Annotated in this window: 13 protein-coding genes; 4 read left to right on the top strand and 9 right to left on the bottom strand. The window is 70.7% G+C overall.

Annotated elements, in window-relative coordinates; all coding sequences use genetic code 11:
* Positions 1-29: 29 nt before the first annotated feature.
* From VF632_RS03500 to VF632_RS03485, 4 genes are all read right to left on the bottom strand, one after another.
* Positions 30-275 (bottom strand): hypothetical protein, encoded by a 246-nt coding sequence (locus VF632_RS03500; protein ID WP_331021460.1) that lies wholly within the window; start codon positions 273-275, stop codon positions 30-32.
* 2 nt (positions 276-277) lie between these two features.
* Entirely contained in the window at positions 278-595 is a 318-nt protein-coding gene (locus VF632_RS03495) for a hypothetical protein (RefSeq protein ID WP_331021459.1), read from the bottom strand.
* Between the two features lie 489 nt (positions 596-1,084).
* Positions 1,085-2,377 carry an amidohydrolase family protein gene (locus VF632_RS03490; protein ID WP_331021458.1) on the bottom strand — a complete coding sequence of 431 codons (1,293 nt, stop codon included), beginning with the start codon at positions 2,375-2,377 and terminating at the stop codon, positions 1,085-1,087.
* Entirely contained in the window at positions 2,374-3,792 is a 1,419-nt protein-coding gene (locus VF632_RS03485) for an amidohydrolase (RefSeq protein WP_331021457.1), read from the bottom strand. Before VF632_RS03485 ends, VF632_RS03490 begins: the two co-directional genes overlap by 4 nt.
* Positions 3,793-4,064: 272 nt before the next feature.
* Between VF632_RS03485 and VF632_RS03480 the strand changes: the two genes are divergently transcribed.
* The 4 genes from VF632_RS03480 to VF632_RS03465 all read left to right on the top strand — a co-directional run bounded on the left by VF632_RS03480 (position 4,065) and on the right by VF632_RS03465 (position 7,777).
* Complete coding sequence (locus tag VF632_RS03480; protein ID WP_331021456.1) at positions 4,065-5,285, top strand: PepSY-associated TM helix domain-containing protein; 1,221 nt, start codon at positions 4,065-4,067, stop codon at positions 5,283-5,285.
* Positions 5,286-5,413: 128 nt separating this feature from the next.
* On the top strand, positions 5,414-6,001 hold the full coding sequence (locus VF632_RS03475; protein WP_331021455.1) for a hypothetical protein: 588 nt from the start codon (positions 5,414-5,416) through the stop codon (positions 5,999-6,001).
* Between the two features lie 181 nt (positions 6,002-6,182).
* The gene (locus tag VF632_RS03470; protein WP_331021454.1) at positions 6,183-6,500 is read left to right on the top strand and encodes a helix-turn-helix transcriptional regulator; all 318 of its coding nucleotides are present in this window, start codon (positions 6,183-6,185) and stop codon (positions 6,498-6,500) included.
* Positions 6,497-7,777 carry a type II toxin-antitoxin system HipA family toxin gene (locus tag VF632_RS03465; RefSeq protein WP_331021453.1) on the top strand — a complete coding sequence of 427 codons (1,281 nt, stop codon included), beginning with the start codon at positions 6,497-6,499 and terminating at the stop codon, positions 7,775-7,777. Before VF632_RS03470 ends, VF632_RS03465 begins: the two co-directional genes overlap by 4 nt.
* 82 nt (positions 7,778-7,859) lie before the next feature.
* Here the strand turns inward: VF632_RS03465 and uvrA are convergent, their stop codons facing one another.
* From uvrA to kaiC, 5 genes are all read right to left on the bottom strand, one after another.
* A complete protein-coding gene (gene uvrA / locus VF632_RS03460; protein ID WP_331021452.1) occupies positions 7,860-10,712 on the bottom strand; it encodes an excinuclease ABC subunit UvrA in 2,853 nt (950 codons plus the stop codon).
* Positions 10,713-10,876: 164 nt separating this feature from the next.
* A complete protein-coding gene (locus tag VF632_RS03455) occupies positions 10,877-12,847 on the bottom strand; it encodes a DUF3857 and transglutaminase domain-containing protein (protein WP_331021451.1) in 1,971 nt (656 codons plus the stop codon).
* 175 nt (positions 12,848-13,022) lie between these two features.
* A complete protein-coding gene (locus tag VF632_RS03450) occupies positions 13,023-16,226 on the bottom strand; it encodes a PAS domain S-box protein (RefSeq protein WP_331021450.1) in 3,204 nt (1,067 codons plus the stop codon).
* Positions 16,223-16,501: a circadian clock KaiB family protein gene (locus VF632_RS03445; RefSeq protein ID WP_331021449.1), complete on the bottom strand. Its 279-nt coding sequence runs from the start codon at positions 16,499-16,501 to the stop codon at positions 16,223-16,225. Before VF632_RS03445 ends, VF632_RS03450 begins: the two co-directional genes overlap by 4 nt.
* Positions 16,498-18,225, bottom strand: coding sequence for a circadian clock protein KaiC (kaiC, locus tag VF632_RS03440; RefSeq protein ID WP_331021448.1), 1,728 nt, complete (start codon positions 18,223-18,225; stop codon positions 16,498-16,500). The genes VF632_RS03445 and kaiC overlap by 4 nt, the downstream gene beginning before the upstream one ends.
* Positions 18,226-18,369: the final 144 nt, after the last annotated feature.

The following is an 18,369-nucleotide window of genomic DNA, read 5'->3' as shown; positions in this document are numbered from 1 at the left end:
CGGGGGCGCGACTTTGAGGAAATTCAAGACTACGGGTCCGAGCGCTTCGGCGCGGGTCCTCCCATGATGTCGATGCCGTCGTTCTGACGGAGCATTTCCAGAACCTCCGGGCTGAGTGACGAGATAAAACCCGGCTTGCTCCGCATGCGCCGGCGCGCCTCTTCGAGCCACTCCTCTTCCGACGGCGCCAGCGCGCGGCGGAGCCGTGCGAACAGGCCCAGCGGTTTCTCGGCTTCCGGAGCAGATTCAGTCATCGGCATTCTCAAGCTCTGCATGATCAGATCTCCCGCTCGCAATGTACTGGATTTTCACCCTTCCAGACAGCCTGGAACCCGAGTGATTGATAGAACTTGAGCAGCCGGGGGTCGGGGTTGGCGAGCCGGAGCCGCGATGCCCCGAATTCGCTCCCGTAGTGCGCCGTCACCGAAATTGCTAGCACGGCGATCCGTCCCCGCAATGCGACCTCCGGAGGCTCCGGCCGACGCTCGACGCGGGTGAGCGTCATCGTATGGCGCCGCCGCGGTAGCCGCGGCCGCGACAGGTGGCCCAGCGCCATCCCGCAAAGGTCGTCGTCCAGCCAGATGGCCAGAGGCATCACGGCGGCGCGGTGCGGCAGTTGGTCCACTAGCCTGGCCCAGTCCCACCTGCCTGCACCTGAGGCATGGCGCCCACTCCAGGACGTTCGCCAAACTGCCAGCGCCTTCTCGTCAATGTCGGCCAGCCTGAGCGCTGGACCGCTAATGCCCGCAGCCATCGCATCGTCCCGGACGAAAGCGTAAGCTTGCTCGCGGGCGGCCGCATGCCGTGCACGTGCCAGGTGATACCCGTAGACCACCGCTCCCCCTGCGTTCCAACGCCCATACGATGGCTCTCCCCGCATCCCATGGCGCGGGTTCGAGCGCCGGCACGTACAGCCCTCGGATCAGGAGGAACCGCCCTGTCCATAATGTAAACGTGAACAGAGGGAGCACGCAAGGCCGATGAAGAGCGCCCCCGCGGACACCAGGGTCCGCGGGGGCGCTTCAGGACTGATTCGGGCGCGTGATGCGGGCTATCCCGCACTTACGCACTCACGCACTGCCGTTCACGGCTGGCGGTACGTCCTCACGTTCTCGTCAAGCGTGCGGTACCGGTCGCGCAGCTGCGTCTCGCGGCTGACCAGCGGCACCTCCTGGCCGCGGATGATCACGTGCTCCACGCGGGTGAGCAGCTCGAACGGGTCGCCGCTCCACACCACCACGTTCGCCACTTTCCCCGCCTCCAGCGAGCCATACCGGTCCGCGACGCCCCAGATCTGCGCCGGATACAGCGTCACGGCGCGGAACGCCTCGGCCCAGGGAAGCCCGTACGCCACCGCGTTCCCCGCCTCCTGCCGGATGGTGTACGCCCGCCACGTCTCGCCGCTGGTGAGCGCCACCTGCACACCCGACCGGCGAAGGCGCGCGGCGTTCTCGTAGGTGGCGCCCAGCGACTCGAAGCTCCCGGGCAGGTTGTTGAGCACCTTCACCAGCACCGGCACCCGCGCCCGCGCCAGATCATCCGCCACCATCCAGGCCTCGGTGCCACCCGTGATGATCAGCCGCAGGTCGTACTCGCGGGCAATGCGCAGCGCGAGCTGGATGTCGCTGGCGCGGTGCGCCTCCACCACCAGCGGCTCCCGGCCCGCGAGCACCGGCTGCAGCGCCTCCAGGTCCAGCCGGCTCACCGAGAACTCTCGCGTCTCTCCCCGCTCGAAGCTCTGCCGGTTGCGCGCGTAGGCCCGGGCGTCCTCCAGCACCTCGCGCAGCCGCATGGAGATGGCCGCGCGGGGCCCGCCGACCGCCCCCCGGGCGTTCTCGCTCAGGCTGGCGTACATCCCGATGGGAGACACCACCGTCATGTCTTCCACCCGGTTGCCCGCCAGGTCGATCATTGCGCCCTGCCCGGAGATCAGGCTTCCCGACGGCCGCGTGATCGCGGTGGTCACGCCCATGATCCGGACGATGGGAATCACCATGCTCCGCGGGTTCAATCCCTCGGTCACGGTGAAGGCGGCCTGCACCTGGTCGTCGGTGTCGCGGCGCGAGGTGACGTCCTGGATTTCCGCGTCGTTGCTCTCGGCGATGGAGCTGACCTCGCCGATCCCCATGGTGGTGCTGCTCTCGATGAGCCCCGGCGTCACCCACTTGCCCGTGGCGTCGATCCGGCGCGCGCCCGCGGGAATGGCGACGTTGGCGCCCACGGCGGTGATCCGCCCGTTCTGGATGACCACCGTGCCGCCGCGGATGGGCGTTCCGTCGGCCGTGTACACGTCGCCGCCGACGATGGCGATGGCCTGGGCGCCGGCCGGGGCGGCGGCGAAGCAGAGCGCCGCCGCGGTGAGAAGAATCCGGTTCATCGTACGGCCTCCGCGGGGAAGAGCCCAACCTCGAAGTCGGTGCGGGGCTGACGGTTGGGGTTCATCCGGTCGTACAGCAGCGCGCCATCGATGAAGACCTGGTCCGCCCGCGCGTAGACGCTGAACGGGTTGTGGCTCCAGATCACCACGTCGGCGTGCTTCCCAGCCTCCAGCGTGCCTACCTGCTGGTGGATGCCGAGCGCCCACGCCGCGTTGGCGGTGATCCAGCGCAGCGCGTCGTTCTCGCTGATCTCCATCCCCATCTCCCGGCCCGCCTCGAGCGCCTTCGCCGCTTCCTGGTTCAGCTTCTGGATGCCGGTGGGGTCGTCGGAGTGGACGACGGCGATGCCGCCCGCCTGGTGCAGCATGGCGACGTTGGCCCGGGTGAAGTCCAGCGCCTCCATCTTGAAGCCGCCCCAGTCGGCCCACAGCGAGCCGCTGATGCTGTCGCGGGCCATCAGGTCGCGCACCTTGTACGCTTCCACGCCGTGGTGGAAGGAGCGGATGCGGTAGCCGAACTCGCGCGCGATGTCGATCATCTGCGCCATCTCGTCGCCCCGGTAGCAGTGGTTGTGCACCAGGATTTCTCCCCGCAGCACCCCCGCCAGCGTTTCCAGCTCCAGGTCGCGCGTGGGCGCGCTTCCGCCGCCCGTGCTGCCGGAGGTCCCCTGGCCGCTGCCCGCCTCGTCCATGCGGCGGCGGTAGTCCTGGGCACGGATCCACGCGCTGCGGAAGCCGGCGACGTTGCCCATGCGGGTCGCCGGGCCGCCGCGCTGCCCGTAGACGCGCTTGGGGTTTTCGCCGCACGCCATCTTCAGCCCGTACGGCGCGCCGGGAAACTTCATTCCCTGCGCGGTGCGGCTGGGCACGTTCTTCAGCGTTACGCTGCGCCCGCCGAAGAGGTTGGCGCTGCCCGGAAGGATTTGCATGGAGGTGACGCCGCCCTCCAGCGCCCGGGTGAAGCCCGGGTCGTGCGGCCACACCGAGTGCTCGGCCCATACCTCGGCGGTGTTCGGGCTGGTGGCCTCGTTGCCGTCGCTGTGCGCCTGCACGCCGGGACTGGCGTACACGCCCAGGTGCGAGTGCGTGTCGATGACCCCGGGCGTCACGAACCTGCCCGTGGCGTCCAGCACCACCGCGTCCGCCGGCGCCTGCAGGGCGGTGCCCACGGCGGCGATGCGCCCGTCCACCATCAGCACTTCGCCGTTGGGGATGACCTGCCCGGCCGCCGTCATCACCGTGCCGCCCCGGATCAGCGTGGGGCGCGAGGCCAGGGGGCGGTAGGTGGACGGGAAGGGATCGCTGGACTGCCGCTGCGCCGTGCTGGGCGCGGGCCCCTGCGCGGGGGGCGCGGCCGTGCCTCGCGCGCACCCGGCCAGGGCCGTCAGCGCCAGCGCGGACAACAAACGCTTCATCGGGGCTTCTCCGTTCGGTGGAAGAAGGCGCGGCCCACGTTCAAGTTTTTTAGCACGTGCATCGCCGATGGTGGGCCGCGGGAACGTCCCGGCCATTTTAGGCCCGCCGGGGCAGGGCCGGCAAGGGCGCCACGGCCCCGGGGCTTGCGGGGATCGGGGGCCTCGGGATATCGTCCGGTACTCTGATTGAGAATCATTCTCAACCTGCTGCTCCGGCTCCTCGCCGCGGGTGGGCAGGCTTGTACGTCATACGATATCGAAAGCGTCCGGCGATGCGGCAGTTTCGAAACGTAATCTTCTGGGCACACCTGCTCACGGCCATCCCCGCCGCCCTGGTGGTGCTGATGATGTCGGTGACGGGGGTGCTGCTGACCTACCAGCGGGAGCTGACCGCCTGGGCCGACACGCGCGGGCTGGACGGATCGCCTCCGGCCGCGGGCGCGGCGCGCCTTCCCGCGGACGTGCTGATGCAGCGGGTGGCCGCGGCGGAGAAGGGAAAGCCCACCACGCTTCGGTGGCACGCGGACCCCGAGCGTCCCGTGGAGGTGGCGTTCGGCCGCGAGAAGACGGTGTTCGTGAACGCGTACACGGGGCAGGTGCTGAGCGCGGGCTCTCCCGGCGTTCGCGGCTTCTTTCGCACGGTGGTGGCGTGGCACCGCTGGCTGGGCGCGCAGGGCGAGGGACCGGCGCGCGACCGCGGCAAGGCGCTGACGGGCGCCGCCAACCTGATGTTCCTCTTCCTCGTGGTCAGCGGCTTCTATCTCTGGTGGCCGCGCAACTGGAACGCGGCGGCGCTGCGCAACGTGCTGGTGTTCCGGCGCGGGCTGCCGGGCAAGGCGCGCGACTTCAACTGGCACAACGTCATCGGGTTCTGGTCTGCCGTGCCGCTGTTCCTGATCGTCCTTTCCGGCGTGGTCATCTCCTACCGCTGGGCGGGCGACCTGGTGTATCGCGCCGTGGGCGAGGCGCCCCCGCCGCCCGCGGGCGGGGGCGGGGGCGGCGGCGCGTCGGCCGGCGCCCGCGGCGGAATGGGCGGGTCACCAACGCTGGCGGGGATCGAGGCGCTGCGCGTCCGTGCCGAGCGGCAGGTGGACGGGTGGCGAAGCATCGCCCTGCAGATCCCCTCCGAACCCGGCAAGCCCGCGGCGTTCACCATCGACCGGGGCGACGGCGGTCAGCCGCAGAAGCGTGCGAGCCTGTCGCTCTCCGCCACGGGCGAAGTGGAGAAGTGGGAGCCGTTCGCCGCGAGCACCCGCGGGCGCCAGGTGCGCAGCTTCCTTCGCTTCGCGCACACGGGCGAGGTGGCGGGGCTTATAGGGCAGACGGTTGCCGGGCTGGTGTCGCTGGGTGCCGCGCTGCTGGTGTGGACGGGTCTTTCGCTCACCCTCCGGCGGTTTCGGGCATGGCGTGGCCGCCATGGGGAGCGTCCCATCCCCGCCCGGACTCGCCCGGAGACAGCGCCCGTCCCCGTTGGAGGACGAGCCGGGCGCTGATACGGAAGCAGAATCCGGAAACATCCGCGTGGTTCCTAAGTTTTTGCGGCTTCTTCACTTGGCACCTGCATTGCCCTCTGTGGCACCCGAGATTCGGACGCACGACACCGAACATTGGAGCCAAGCAGATGAAGACGATGAAGTTCTCCCTCCCCCTGGTGCTGGCGTTCGCGGCGGCCCTTTCGGCCTCGCCGGTGGATGCGCAGAAGGGTGGGAACGGCAACGGACGCGGACAGGGCCAGGAGCAGCGCGACCGGAACCGCGACCGTGACGATGACGACCGGTACGACCGCGACGACGATCGTGACGAGCGCCGGGCGCGCGACAGCCGGGACAACCGCGACGAGCCGCGCTTCGAGCGCCGCGGCGAGCGCAGGGTGCCGCCGGGCTGGTGCCAGGGCCGCGGCAACCCGCACAACACGGCCGCCAACTGCCGGTACAACAGCCGTTCGTCCGCATGGGAGCGGTTGGACAGCCGCACCGGGCGCTACGAAACGCGTGACCAGTACGAGCGCCGCACGCGCGACAGCCGTTACGGCGGCACCAACGGCTCGTATGAAGAGGCGCACCGCGAATTCCACTACTCGCACGACCGCCAGTGCCGCGAGCGCGCATCGCAGCGTCCGCTGGACATCCGCTGGCAGGTGCAGGTTCGCAGCGAGTGCAAGGCCGCGCACGACGAGTTCCACCGCCGCTGGGGCACGGCACACCGATAGGGAAGTGCGTGAGTGCGTGGAGTGCGTTCGTGCGTGAGTGACAACGAACAGCGCCCGGCGAGCCAATGCTCGCCGGGCGCTTCTCCGTCCCCACTCCACGGACGGGGAGGGATCGGTTGCCTGCGCAGATAAATGGGAGTATATTACTACTTATCTCGGCTAACCGGCCTTAATCGATAACATGATACCAGTTATTCTGCAGGCTCCCGCCGAGGTGGCGATGACGGTGGCCGCACGCGCGCGGGCACTCCGGCTGGCGCGCGGCTGGACGCAGCAGGAGCTGGCGGAGCGGGCCGGCGTGGCGGTCGACACACTGCGCCGGTTCGAGCGCACGGGCAAGATCGCGCTCGAGCGCCTGCTGATGATCGCCAAGGTGCTCGACGCCATCGAGCCGTTCGGCGGGCTGTTCGCCCCGCCGCCCGCGCGCACGCTGGCGGAGCTGGAGCGCGCGTCGGGTCCGGGGCGGGTACGTGCCCGCAAGCCGCGGAGGCGCGCGTGAGCGCGCTCGAGGTGCGCCTGGCCGACGCCCGCGACGTGCGCGTGGGCCGGCTGGTCCAGCACGGCCGCGTGATGGCGTTCGAGTACGACCCCGCCTTTCTGGACACCGGGCTCCAGCTTTCGCCGCTGCACCTGCCGTTGCGTCCGGGCGTCTTCGAGGCCCCGCCCACGCCGTTCGCCGGCCTTCACGGCGTCTTCAACGACTCGCTTCCGGACGGGTGGGGCCTGCTGCTGATGGACCGTGCCTTTCGGAAGCGCGGAATCACCCGCGAAGCCATCACCGCCGCCGACCGCCTGAGCTACCTGGGCCGCCGCGGGATGGGCGCGCTCACCTATCATCCCGAAACCGGCCCGGACGACGAAGGGGGTGCGGTGGACCTGGCCGAGCTTGCCGCGCAGTCGGAGCGGCTGCTCGAGGGAAGCGGCGAGGACGTGCTTCCCGAGCTGATGCGGGCGGGCGGCTCGCCCGGCGGTGCGCGGCCCAAGGTGGTGGTGGCGTACCACGAGCGCGACGGGTCCATCGTGTCGGGAAGCGACGAGGTGCCGGAAGGATACCGCGCGTACATCGTGAAATTCGGCTCGCGCGAGGATCCGCCCGACGCCGGGACCATCGAGCTCGCCTACGCGGCGATGGCGCGGGCCGCGGGAATCGACGTGCCGCCGGCCCGGCTGTTCGAAACGCGCGACGGAGGGCGGTTCTTCGGCGCGGAGCGGTTCGATCGGCCGGCTGGCGAGCGGCGGCACGTCCATACGCTCGCCGGCCTGCTGAACGCCGACTACCGCCTGCCCAGCCTGGACTACGAGGGCTACCTGCGCGCGGCGTGGGCGCTCACGGCCAGCCATGTGGCCGTAAAGGCGGCGTTCCGGCGGATGGTGTTCAACGTGCTGGCCCACAACCGCGACGACCACGCAAAGAACTTCGCCTTTCTCATGCAGCCGGATGGAACGTGGGAGCTGACGCCGGCCTACGACCTCACCTTCAGCGGCGGGCCTGGCGGGGAGCACACCATGGCGGTCGCGGGCGAAGGCCGTGCGCCGGGTACCCGCGAGTTCGAGCAGGTCGCCTCGCGCATGAGCATCCCGCCGCGCGAGTCGAAGCAGATCCAGGAGGAGGTGGCCGCCGCGGTCGCGGACTGGCCGAGGTTTGCGCGCGAGGCGGGAGTCATCCGCCCGTGGATCAGACGCATCCAGGAGCGGCTGAAAACCATCAGCGCCACGACCGGTGCTGAGGTGACTCCCTCCAAAACAGTTTCACGCAGAGGGCGCAGAGGGAACTGAGAGGACGCAGAGGGCAGCTACGGCCCCTCTGCGTCCTCTCTGTCTTCTCTGCGCCCTCTGCGTGAAATACAGTTTATTCGTTTCAATCAGAAGCCAGCAGCGGCGCCAGCCACTGGCCCGTCACGCTCTCCGGCACCGCGACGATCTCCTCCGGCCTCCCCATCGCTACGACGTGCCCGCCGTCGGGGCCCGCGCCGGGGCCCAGGTCCACGATCCAGTCCGCCGTCTTGATGACGTCCAGGTTGTGCTCGATCAGGATCACCGTGTGCCCCGCGTCGGCCAGGTCTCCCAGCACGCGCAGCAGCTTGCGGATGTCGTCCATGTGAAGCCCGGTGGTGGGCTCGTCCATGATGTACAGCTTCCGCCCGCCGCGCCGCGCCCCCATCGCCAGCTCACGCGCCACCTTGATCCGCTGCGCCTCGCCTCCCGACAGCGTGGGCGCGGGCTGCCCCAGCCGCAGGTATCCCAGCCCCACCTGCTGAAGGTGCCAGAGGATTTCGCCCAGCCGGTCTTCGTGAAGAAAGAAGCGGATGGCCTCGTCCACCGTCATCTCCAGCACGTCGCGGATGGACCGGCCCCGGTACTTCACCTCCAGCACCTCGGGCTTGAACCGCGCGCCGCCGCAGATTTCACACGGCACGAACACGTCGGCCATGAACACCATCTCCACCTGCACCTGCCCCTCGCCCTTGCAGGCCTCGCAGCGCCCGCCCGCCACGTTGAAGGAGAAGTGCCCGGGCCCGAACCCCAGCCGCCTGGCGTCGGGGAGGGACGAGAAGATGCGGCGCACGTCGTCGTACGCCTTGATGTAGGTCACGGGATTCGAGCGCGGCGTGCGGCCAATGGGCGACTGGTCCACCAGCACCACCTCGCGCAGCGTGCCCACGCCCTGCAGCCGCTCGTATCCGCCCACCGTTTCGCCCAGGTGCCGCTTGGCGCTGGTCTCGCCGCCGGAGAGTTCGCGCTCCACCGCGCGGAAGAGAACGTCGTGCACCAGCGTGCTCTTTCCCGATCCCGACACCCCCGTCACCACCGTGATGGCGCCCAGGGGAAAGACGGCCGCGTCGCCCTTCAGGTTGTGCTCGCGCGCGCCCTCCAGCCGCAGCCGCAGCCCGTCAACCGCCCGCCGGCGGGCGGGAACGGCGATGCTTTCCCGGCCGGACAGGTAGCGGCCCGTCAGCGTGTCGGCCACCATCAGCTGCTCCAGCGTGCCCTGGAACATCAGCTCGCCACCCAGCTCGCCGCTGCCCGGCCCCAGCTCCACCAGCCAGTCGGCCAGCCGCATGGCCTCGGGGTCGTGCTCCACCACGATGACGGTGTTGCCGTGCTCGCGCAGGCGCACCAGCAGGCGAAGCAGCCGGTCGTTGTCCGCGGGGTGTAGGCCGATCGTGGGCTCGTCGAGGACGTACAGCGTGTCGACCAGGCGGCTGCCGAGCGCGTTGGAGAGGGAAATGCGCTGCGCCTCGCCACCGGAGAGGGTGCGCGTCTGCCGGTCGAGCGTCAGGTATCCCAGCCCCACGTCCACCAGAAAGCCTACCCGCGAGTCCAGCTCCTTGAGGATGGACTCGGCGATCTCGCGCTCCTGCCCGGTCAGCGGCGGCTGAGGGCAGTCGGGGTCGCCCGCGCGGCCGTGCAGCATGGCCGCCAGCCAGGGCCGCAGCCGGGCCAGGGGAAGGGCGGAAACGTCGGCCACGGTGCGGTTGGCCACGCGCACCCGCAGCGCCTCGGGACGCAGCTTGGCGCCGCCGCACACCGGGCAGTCCTGGCTGCTCTGGTACTGGCGAAGGAAGACGCGGATGTACTGCTTGTAGCGCTTTTCCTCCAGCGCCTCCAGGAACTGGAACATGCCCTGGAACCCGCGCGTGCCGTTGAGGACGGCGCGGCGGAACTCCTCCGGAAGCCCGGTCCACGGCGTGTCCATCGACACGCCCTGCTTGGCGGCGAAGTCCGAGAGCTTGCGGCGGCGGTCCTCATACCGCGGCTTGCTCCACGGGTCTACCGCGCCCTCGGCCAGCGAGCGCGACGCGTTGGGAACGATCAGCGACTCGTCGTAGCGCAGCACCGCGCCGAAGCCGGTGCACTCCGGGCACGAGCCGTACGGGTTGTTGAAGGAAAAGAGCTGGGGCGAGGGGGTGGCGAACTCGATCTCCGGGTGGTCCGGGCAGCGGAACCGCTCCGTGAAGCGCAGCGCCGGCGCCGCGACGGGAACGGCGACGGCCTCGCCCTCGCCCTCGGCGAAGGCCGTCTGCAGCGAGTCCGCCAGGCGCGCGACGTCGTCCGGGTCGGCCTTCAGGCGGTCGACCACCACCAGCAGCTCGCGAGACGTGGTGAGGTCGATTCCCTCGGGCAGCTCGTCCAGGTGAAGCTCGCGCCCGTCCGCCAGCAGGCGTACGAAGCCCAGCGCGCGAAGGTTGTCCACCACGAGCGCGTGGGTGACGCGGGCGGAGAGCGGAAGGGGAAAGCACACCATCAGCCGGGTGCCGCCGGGGAGCGCGAGGATGGCGTCGGTGGCCGACTGCACGCTGTCGGGCTTCACCTCGCGCCCGCACGGCTGGTCCGGGTGCGGGCCGGGGCAGTAGGTGCGCCCTACCCGCGCCCACAGCAGGCGAAGGTAGTCGTACACCTCCGTCGCCGTGCCCACGGTGCTGCGGCTGGTCTTGGTGGGGTTGCGCTGCTCGATGGCCACGGCGGGCGAAATGCCCTCCACCCGGTCCACGTCCGGCTTTTCCATCCGGTCAAGGAACTGCTTGGCGTAGGTGGAAAGCGACTCCACGTAACGCCGCTGCCCCTCGGCGTAGACGGTGTCGAAGGCCAGCGACGACTTGCCCGAACCCGACGGCCCCGTGACGACGACGACGGCGCGCCGGGGGATGTCCAGGTCCAGGTTCTTGAGGTTGTGCTGCCGGGCCCCGCGAATGACGATGCGATCCTTCATGTTCCCGAAAACATACCGAACTCGCCAGCCGTGCGCAAAGTGCACGGATCAACTGCGTTTCCGGGGCACGATCCGCGCCCTTCGTCCTGCGTCCGCCGCGCGATGAAAGACGACCGCCCCCGGCGGCGGCCGGGGGCGGTCGTCTTGTTGCGGAGCCGGAACGGTCAGCCCGCCGCGCGCTCGATGATGATGAACTGCACGTCGTCGCGGCTCGCGTCGCGCAGGAACTTCAGCAGGTCGGGAAGGCGCTCCTTGGGCTGGGTGCCGCGGGTGCCGGCCATCCGCCGCGTCACGCGAAGCTCCCGCCCCTCCTGCGCGTACTCGGCCGAGTAGCGCCCGAACGCGCTGCTGGCGTCCACCGACTCGGGGAGCCGTGCGCGGAATCCCTCGGGGAGCGTCAGCCGGGCTTCCCACACCATCTCGACGGGCCCGATCACCTCGGCCACGTCGATGTCGAAGCGCCGCGGCCCCTCCGCCGACTCCAGGCCGGTGATCACTTCGCTGCTCTGCCCGTTGGGAAAGGGCAGGGTAAGGATCAGGGTGCCCCCCGAGGCGCGCGCCGCGCGGCCGCCCGAAAGCCACAGGCGCGTGCGCGGCTCGGCGCGCAGGTCCTTGCCGTCGAAGACCTCCAGGCTGTCGCCCTTGGCGCCCTCGAACACGTTCTGCGCCATGGTGCGCGTGATGTTCTCGCGGTCGCGCGGGGTGATGCGCGACGAAAAGGCGCTGCGCAGGCTGTACTGCGCCGCGCCGGCGGCCCGCGTGGTGTACGTGCCCTTGAAGGTGCCGTCCTCCGCCAGCTCGCCGGCGATGGACGTTTCCATGCGGTTGGCCGAGGGCTCCACGCGCGGAAAGCGGATCTCCTCGCCGCGGCCGTCGGGGTGCACCACCAGCCCCAGGTCGCCCTGGTAGCCGGGGCTCACCTCGCCGTAGGGAATCAGCTCGGCCGTAAGGTCCAGGTAGGTGTAGCCCCCGCCCGGGTTGGGCACCGCCGCGATCATGTGGTTGAACTGGTGGACCGAGGGCAGCGCCTCGTCCGCCGCGCCGTACGAGTTCAGCAGCACGGGGTACGCGTCGATGCCCATCCGCTTGAGCACCGCGATGAAGAACGTCGCCTTGTCCTTGCAGTCGCCGTACTGCGTCTGGAACACCTCGGCCGGGGTGCGCGGCTGATACCCGCCGATGCCGAGAGAGAGCGACACGTAGCGGAAGTCCTGCGCCACCCAGCGGTGCACGGCGCGCAGCGAGTCGTCGCGGGTGCGCGCGTCCTTCAGCACCTCGGCCAGCTTTGCCTCGATCTCCGGCGTCAGCGTGTAGCGGCCGGCGGAAAGGCCGGCGTACCAGCGGGCGATGTCGGCCCACTCGGTGCGCCCGCCCACCGCGATGTTCATGTACACCTTGTTGCTGTCCGTCGCCGCGAACATCTCGGGCTTGACGTTCACGACGTCGGCGGCGGCCCAGGTGTACACGCGCCGGCCGTTCCGCGCCACCACCCGCGGACGGAAGTTCAGGTTGTTCTCGATGATGCGCGGCTGGTAGCCGTCGGGCACGTCCACGACCAGGCGCGAGCGGCGCACGGGCACGCCCATGTGCACGCTCCACGACTGCGTGAAGTCGCCCGGCAGCACCGGCTCCAGCGTTTCGGTGGTGATGCTGTAGTCCACGATGGTGCCCGGCACCACGCCGCCCAGCGACATCCGCCGCGTCTGCTGGTCGGTGTACACGGGGGCGTCGAACTCCACCTCGGCGCGGCTTTCCTGGTCGTGCACGGGCTTGTCGCTGATCACCCGCCCCGTCTTCGCGTCGATCACGCGGATCCAGTTCAGGCGAAAGCGCTCGCGCTTCATGTCCCACCCGAAGCTCTGCTCGCCGAACTGCTCGGCCGCCTCGGGGGTGAGCACCTGGGCCACCATCCGGTAGGTGAAGGTGCCGGTGCCGTCGGCCTCGCGGCGCAGCACGCCGTCGTCCAGCAGCACGACGTACTCGTCTTCGGGGTAGTCGGCCGGGTCTACCGCCAGTTTGTAGATGGTGTCGGTGCGGACGGACGGGTCGCCCTGCTCGGTGATGACCGGTGCCTGCGCGAAGGCGGGGGCCGCCCCGGCCAGGGACAGGCCGAGCAGCGTGGCCAGGAAACGCATGGGGTACCTCGGTAGTGCCTTGGGATGTGCCTGGGAGGACGCGGAAACGGACGCCGCGCCGCAAATGTAGGCCCGGAGCCGGTATCGGACAAGCTGCTACACGCGTGCTTCGGCCGGAGCGCCCGGTGCGGCTCCGGCCGGAGTGTCGAGCATCGCTCCGTCATCCCCCCGCGGATCAGTACCGCCGCGCGTCGAGCAGCGAGCGCACCTGGGCCAGGATGGCGTGCGGCGAGAAGGGCTTCTGGAGGAAGTGGGTGTCGGCGGTGCGGATCCCCCGGCGGAGGATGTCGTCGTCGGTGTATCCCGACATGTACAGCACGGGCACGCCGCCTGCGATCCCCGAGATCTCCGCGGCCGCGGCCGGCCCGCTGCGCCCCGGCATCACCACGTCCGAGATCACCAGGTCGATGCGGTCGGCCTGCAGCCGGGCCAGCTCCAGCGCCTCCGAGCCGTCGCGCGCCTCCAGCACGGTGTAGCCGTGGCGGGTGAGCACGCGGCGCGTCAGGCTGCGCACCGCCTCCTCGTCCTCGATCAGCAGCACGGTCTCGGTGCCGGTGGGCGGCAGGGCCTGCGGCTCCGCGCCGGCCGGCTCCGGCGTGGCCCGGGCGGGCAGGTACACCCGGAACTCGGTGCCCTTCCCCGGCGCGCTGTCTACGAAGACGTGGCCGTCGCTCTGCCTGGCGATGCCATATACCGTGCTCAGCCCCAGCCCCGTGCCCTTCCCGGGCTCCTTGGTGGTGAAGAACGGCTCGAACACGCGCCGGCGCACCTCCTCCGGCATCCCCGTTCCCGAGTCGCGCACCGCCAGCACGGCGTAGCGCCCCGGGGCCAGCCCGGCGTCGGGACCCTCGTCGCCGGCCCGCACCTCCACTTCGCGCGTTTCCACCATGATCCGCCCGCCGCCGGCCGGAATGGCGTCGCGGGCGTTCACCACCAGGTTCATCAGCACCTGCTCCAGCTGCCCGGGGTCGGCCTCGGCCTGCGCCGCCGCGGCGCCGGCCTGGAAGCGCAGCTCCACGTCCTCGCCGATCAGCCGCTTGAGCATGGGGAGCAGGCCGCTCACCAGGCTGGCCAGGTTCACGGGCTGGGGCTTCAGGATCTGCCGGCGGCTGAAGGCCAGCAGCTGGCGCGTGAGGGTGGCCGCGCGCTCGGCCGCCTCGCCGATCTGGTGGATGTCGTCGCGGACGGGGTCGGCCGGGGGCAGGTCGGCCTTCAGCAGCTCGACGGTGCCCTGGATGACGGTGAGCAGGTTGTTGAAGTCGTGGGCCACCCCGCCGGCCAGCTGCCCCACGGCGTCCATCTTCTGCGACTGGCGAAGCTGCTCCTCGAGCTCGCGCCGCTCGGTGATGTCGAACGACACTCCCACCACGCCCACCAGCTCGCCCGTGGGGCCGCAGATGGGCGTGTCCGTCACCTGGGCCACGAAGGTGGTGCCGTCCCTGCGCCGCACCGGGAACTGCCCCGACCAGCTTTCGCCCCGCGACAGCCGCTCCATGATCTTCGCGGCCTCCTGCATCATCTCTTCCGAGGGGGTCACCTCCACCACGGAGCGGCCCATCACCTCGTGGCGCTTCCACCCGTAGAGCTCTTCGGCGAAGCGGTTCCAGTAGGTGATGTGCCCCCGCGGGTCGGTGGCGATCACCGCCTGCTCCACGGTGTCCAGCAGCAGCGCCTGGTGGTGGAGCGCGGCGTCGGCCGCGTCGCGCTGGCTGACGTCGAGCATGGAGCCGATCATCCGTTCCGGCCGTCCGTCGCCGGTGCGCACCAGGTGGGCGCGGTCGTACACGCGGGCGTACGAGCCGTCCGCGCGCCGGAAGCGGTAGTCCTCGGACCAGAAGAGCCCCCTCCCGGCCAGGAAGCGGTCCAGGCTGGCCCGTACGCGGACGATGTCGTCGGGGTGAACCTGCTCGTACCACCAGGCCGCCGTCCGGGGAACGGTGGCCTGGTCGTGTCCCAGGGTGCCCAGGGCGGCGTTCCAGTCCAGCGTGCCGGCCACCAGCTCCCAGTCGTAGATGATGTCGTTGGTGGCAAGGTTCACCAGCCGGAAGCGTTCGTCGCTGGCGCGCAGCGCGTCGAGCGCGCCGCGCTGCTCGGTGACGTCGGCGATCACCACCACCCCCGCGATCACCGCGCCCTGCGCGTCCATCACCGGCGAGGCGCTCAGCCGGGCGGTGCCGCGCGTGCCGTCGGCCCGGGGCACGTGGTACTCGTCGGGGCCGGCCGGCACGCCGGTGCGCAGCGCCCGGGAAAGGGGCCACTCCTCGGACTGCACCCGGCGCCCGTCGGGGTGATGGCCCACCCACTCCCCGTACTCGCCGATGGAGGCCGAGGGCCGGTAGCCGTGGCCGAAGATCTGGTCCACCTGCTCGTTGCCCATCAGCAGCCGCCCGGACGGGGCCTCGGCGATCACCACGCCCACGGGAAGTTGGCGGAGCACGGCCTCGAGCAGCGCGCGCTTGGTCGCCAGCCGCTCCACCAGGTCGGCGGTTTCGCGCTCCCGGGCCTTGCGCTCGCTGATGTCGCGGAAGTAGACGGACACCCCGCCATCCTCGGCCGGATACGCGTGCACCTCGCGCCAGGTGTTCAGCGGGGCGTAGAACTCCTCGAACACGCTCGGCACGCGCTCGGCGGCCACGCGGCGGTACTCCGTTTCGAACCGGGTGCCGACCGCGGACGGAAAGGCCTCCCACAGCGACTGGCCCAGCAGCTCCGCGCGCTCCCGGCGCATCAGCGTTTCGGCGCGCGAGTTCAGGTACGTGAAGCGCCAGCCGGCGTCCAGCGAGAAGAACGCGTCCGTGACGCTTTCCAGGATGCCGCTGATGCGCTTGTGCGCCGCCGCCAGCTCCCGGGTGGAGGCATGGATGGCGGTGGTGTCGCGCAGCACCGCCAGGACGGAGGCGAGCTCGCCGTCCGTCCCCAGCTCGGGGTTCAGGCGCGCGTGGAGCACGCGCCCGGAGGCGCCTTCGCCAAAGACGAACTCGGCCTCGCGCGGCTGGCCCGTCGCCACGACCTCCTGGATCTCGGCCTGCAGCTCGTCCGTTCCCGCCTCGCCTCCCGTAACCACGTGAAGGGGCGTCCCGCGCAGCGTTTCCAGCGGCTCACCCCGCATCCCCAGCGCCGCGGGGTTGGCGTACAGCACCCGGAGCCCCGGGCTCACGCGCAGGATGAGGTCGGCGGAGTTCTCGGCCAGGGCGCGGAACTCCTGCTCCTGCCGCACCAGCGCCTCCTGGGCGCCGCGCAGAAGCCAGCTCACCTGGCCGGCCGGGTCCACCAGGGCGTCCACCTGGCCGCCGGTGGCGTCGTCGATTTCTTCGAGAAGGGCGCCGAGCCGCGAGATGAGCTCGGGAAGGCGCTGCTGCGGGGGGGCGGGGGCAATCATCGGCCAAGAGCGGCAAGGACCGCCGCGGTATCGGAAAGGTTGCCCAGCACCAGGGCCCGGCGGGGAGCCAGGCACACCAGCGCGGGGGTGACCAGGATGCCGTCCTCGCGGGCACGGCCGGGGGTCTGCGACAGGTCCACGATCTCCACTTCGCACTCGCCCAATTCCTCGCGCACCCGCTGCAGGTTGCGGACGGCGGCGGCGGAGTTGGGGGCGTTTCCCGCCACGTACAGGCGCAGGTGCATGCCGGCCTCCGGCGGCGGCCCGGCCGTCATGGCTCGGCCCCGGCGTGCGCGGGGGGCGCGTCGGCGTCGCCGCGGCGAAGGACGCCGATGGTGTCCATGGCCTCCCGCCGGGCGTGGGCCTGGGCTTCGGCGTCGGCCGCCAGCGCCTCGCGCTCCGCCTCCAGCCCGTCCAGCTCGCGGGCCAGTTGCTCCATGCGGGCGCGCACGGCCGCGGCGGACGCTTCCATCTCGGCCCGGCGGCGGCGGGTCTCGCGCTCGGCCGCCTCGGCCTCGCGCCGCATCTCCTCTTCCTTTTCCCACCGCGCCGTTCCCATCAGCACCTCGCCGCCCGCGCTGTACACGTCGGACAGGGTGATGCCCTCGCCGCTCAGCACCAGCTCCCGCACCTGGTTGCTGTGCGCCATGCCCCGCGACTTGATGACGGTGAGCGAGCGGTTGCGCTCGCCCCCGCGAATGCGGTAGGCCAGGTGAAGCCAGGTGTCGGCGATGGTCGACACGTTCAGCGACGAGGCTTCCATCACCGGGTCGTTGCCGCTCTGCAGGCTGGTGCACAGCGCGGTGATTCCCCGCGACTTGGCGAAGTCCAGCAGCCGCAGGCTGGCATCCACCGCGGCCACCTCGCCCCCTGCCTTGGCCAGCGCCGACAGGGGGTCCACGATCACCACGGTGGCCCCGCTCTTCTCGATCCGGCGCTTGATGTCGATCAGGTGCTCTTCGACGCTCCGTGTTTCCGAGCGCAGCGACCACAGGTCGAGCACCCCTTCACTCACCCAGCGGCCCAGGTCCAGCCCCACCGACGACAGGTTGCGGACGATCTGGTCGGCCGGCTCGTCGAAGGAAAGGAACATCACCCGCTCGCCGCCGCGGCAGCAGCGGTCGGCGAAGGTGCCGGCCAGCGTGGTCTTGGCCGTGCCGGGAACGCCGGTGATCAGGATGCTGGAGCCGCGGAACCAGCCGTCGCCCAGCATGGCGTCCAGCCGCGGCACGCCGGTGGACAGCTTCTCGCGGGAAACGGGGTACTGAAGCTCGGCCCGGCCGTAGGTGGCCACCTCGATCCCCGACGAGGTGATGGTCAGCGGGTATTCGTTCTCCGAAAACCCCGAGCCGCGGTACTTGACCACGCGAACGCTGCGCACGCTCACCCGCTCGCGCATGTCGTGCGTAAGCATCACCACCGCGTCGGCCATGAAGGGAAGGAACTGGTACTCGGGGTCGGCCAGCAGGTTGGGGCCCTCGGCCTTCACGGTGAGCAGGGCGGTGAAGTCGCGCTGCGCCAGCCACTCGTACAGCCGGTACACCTCGCGGCGCCGCACCACGGGCCCGTCGAGCAGCGACAGCAGCACGTCGATGCCGTCGAAGACGATGCGCGTGGCTCCCAGTGCCCGGGCCTGCTCTCCCACCTGGGCCAGGATGCCCTCCAGGTCGAAGTCGCCCGCCACCGTCACGGTGGGCGAAACGTAGGCGTCCAGGAAGAAGAGCCGGTCGCGCTCCAGCGCGGGAAGGTCCCAGCCGAACGAGTGGGCGTTCTCCATGATGCGGCGCGTATCTTCCTCGAACGCCACGAAGATGCCGGGCTCGTGGTGCTCGGTGGCCCCGCACACCAGGGTCTGCAGGGCGAAGACGGTCTTTCCCGCCCCGGCCGAGCCCAGCACCACGGTAATGCGCGACCGCGGCAGCCCGCCGCCCGTCATCTCGTCGAAGCCCTGGATGCCCGTGGAAGCCTTGAGGGCCAGGGGCGTGGATGGTTCCGTCATGAAGGATCGAGGTAGGGAGCGCGGGCCGCGCGCCGCGCCGGGGAATGCCGGCACGCCGGTGGAGCCGTCGAAAAAAGGTAGCAGGGAGGCAGCGGAGTGGACCGGCGTGCCGGGCGGGAAGCCCGGACCGATCTGGCCGTGGGG

The sequence above is a fragment of the Longimicrobium sp. genome (assembly GCF_036388275.1).
Taxonomy (GTDB): Bacteria; Gemmatimonadota; Gemmatimonadetes; order Longimicrobiales; family Longimicrobiaceae; genus Longimicrobium.
Note: the sequence above shows the minus strand (reverse complement) of the source record. Positions and strands in the feature narration are given on the sequence as shown.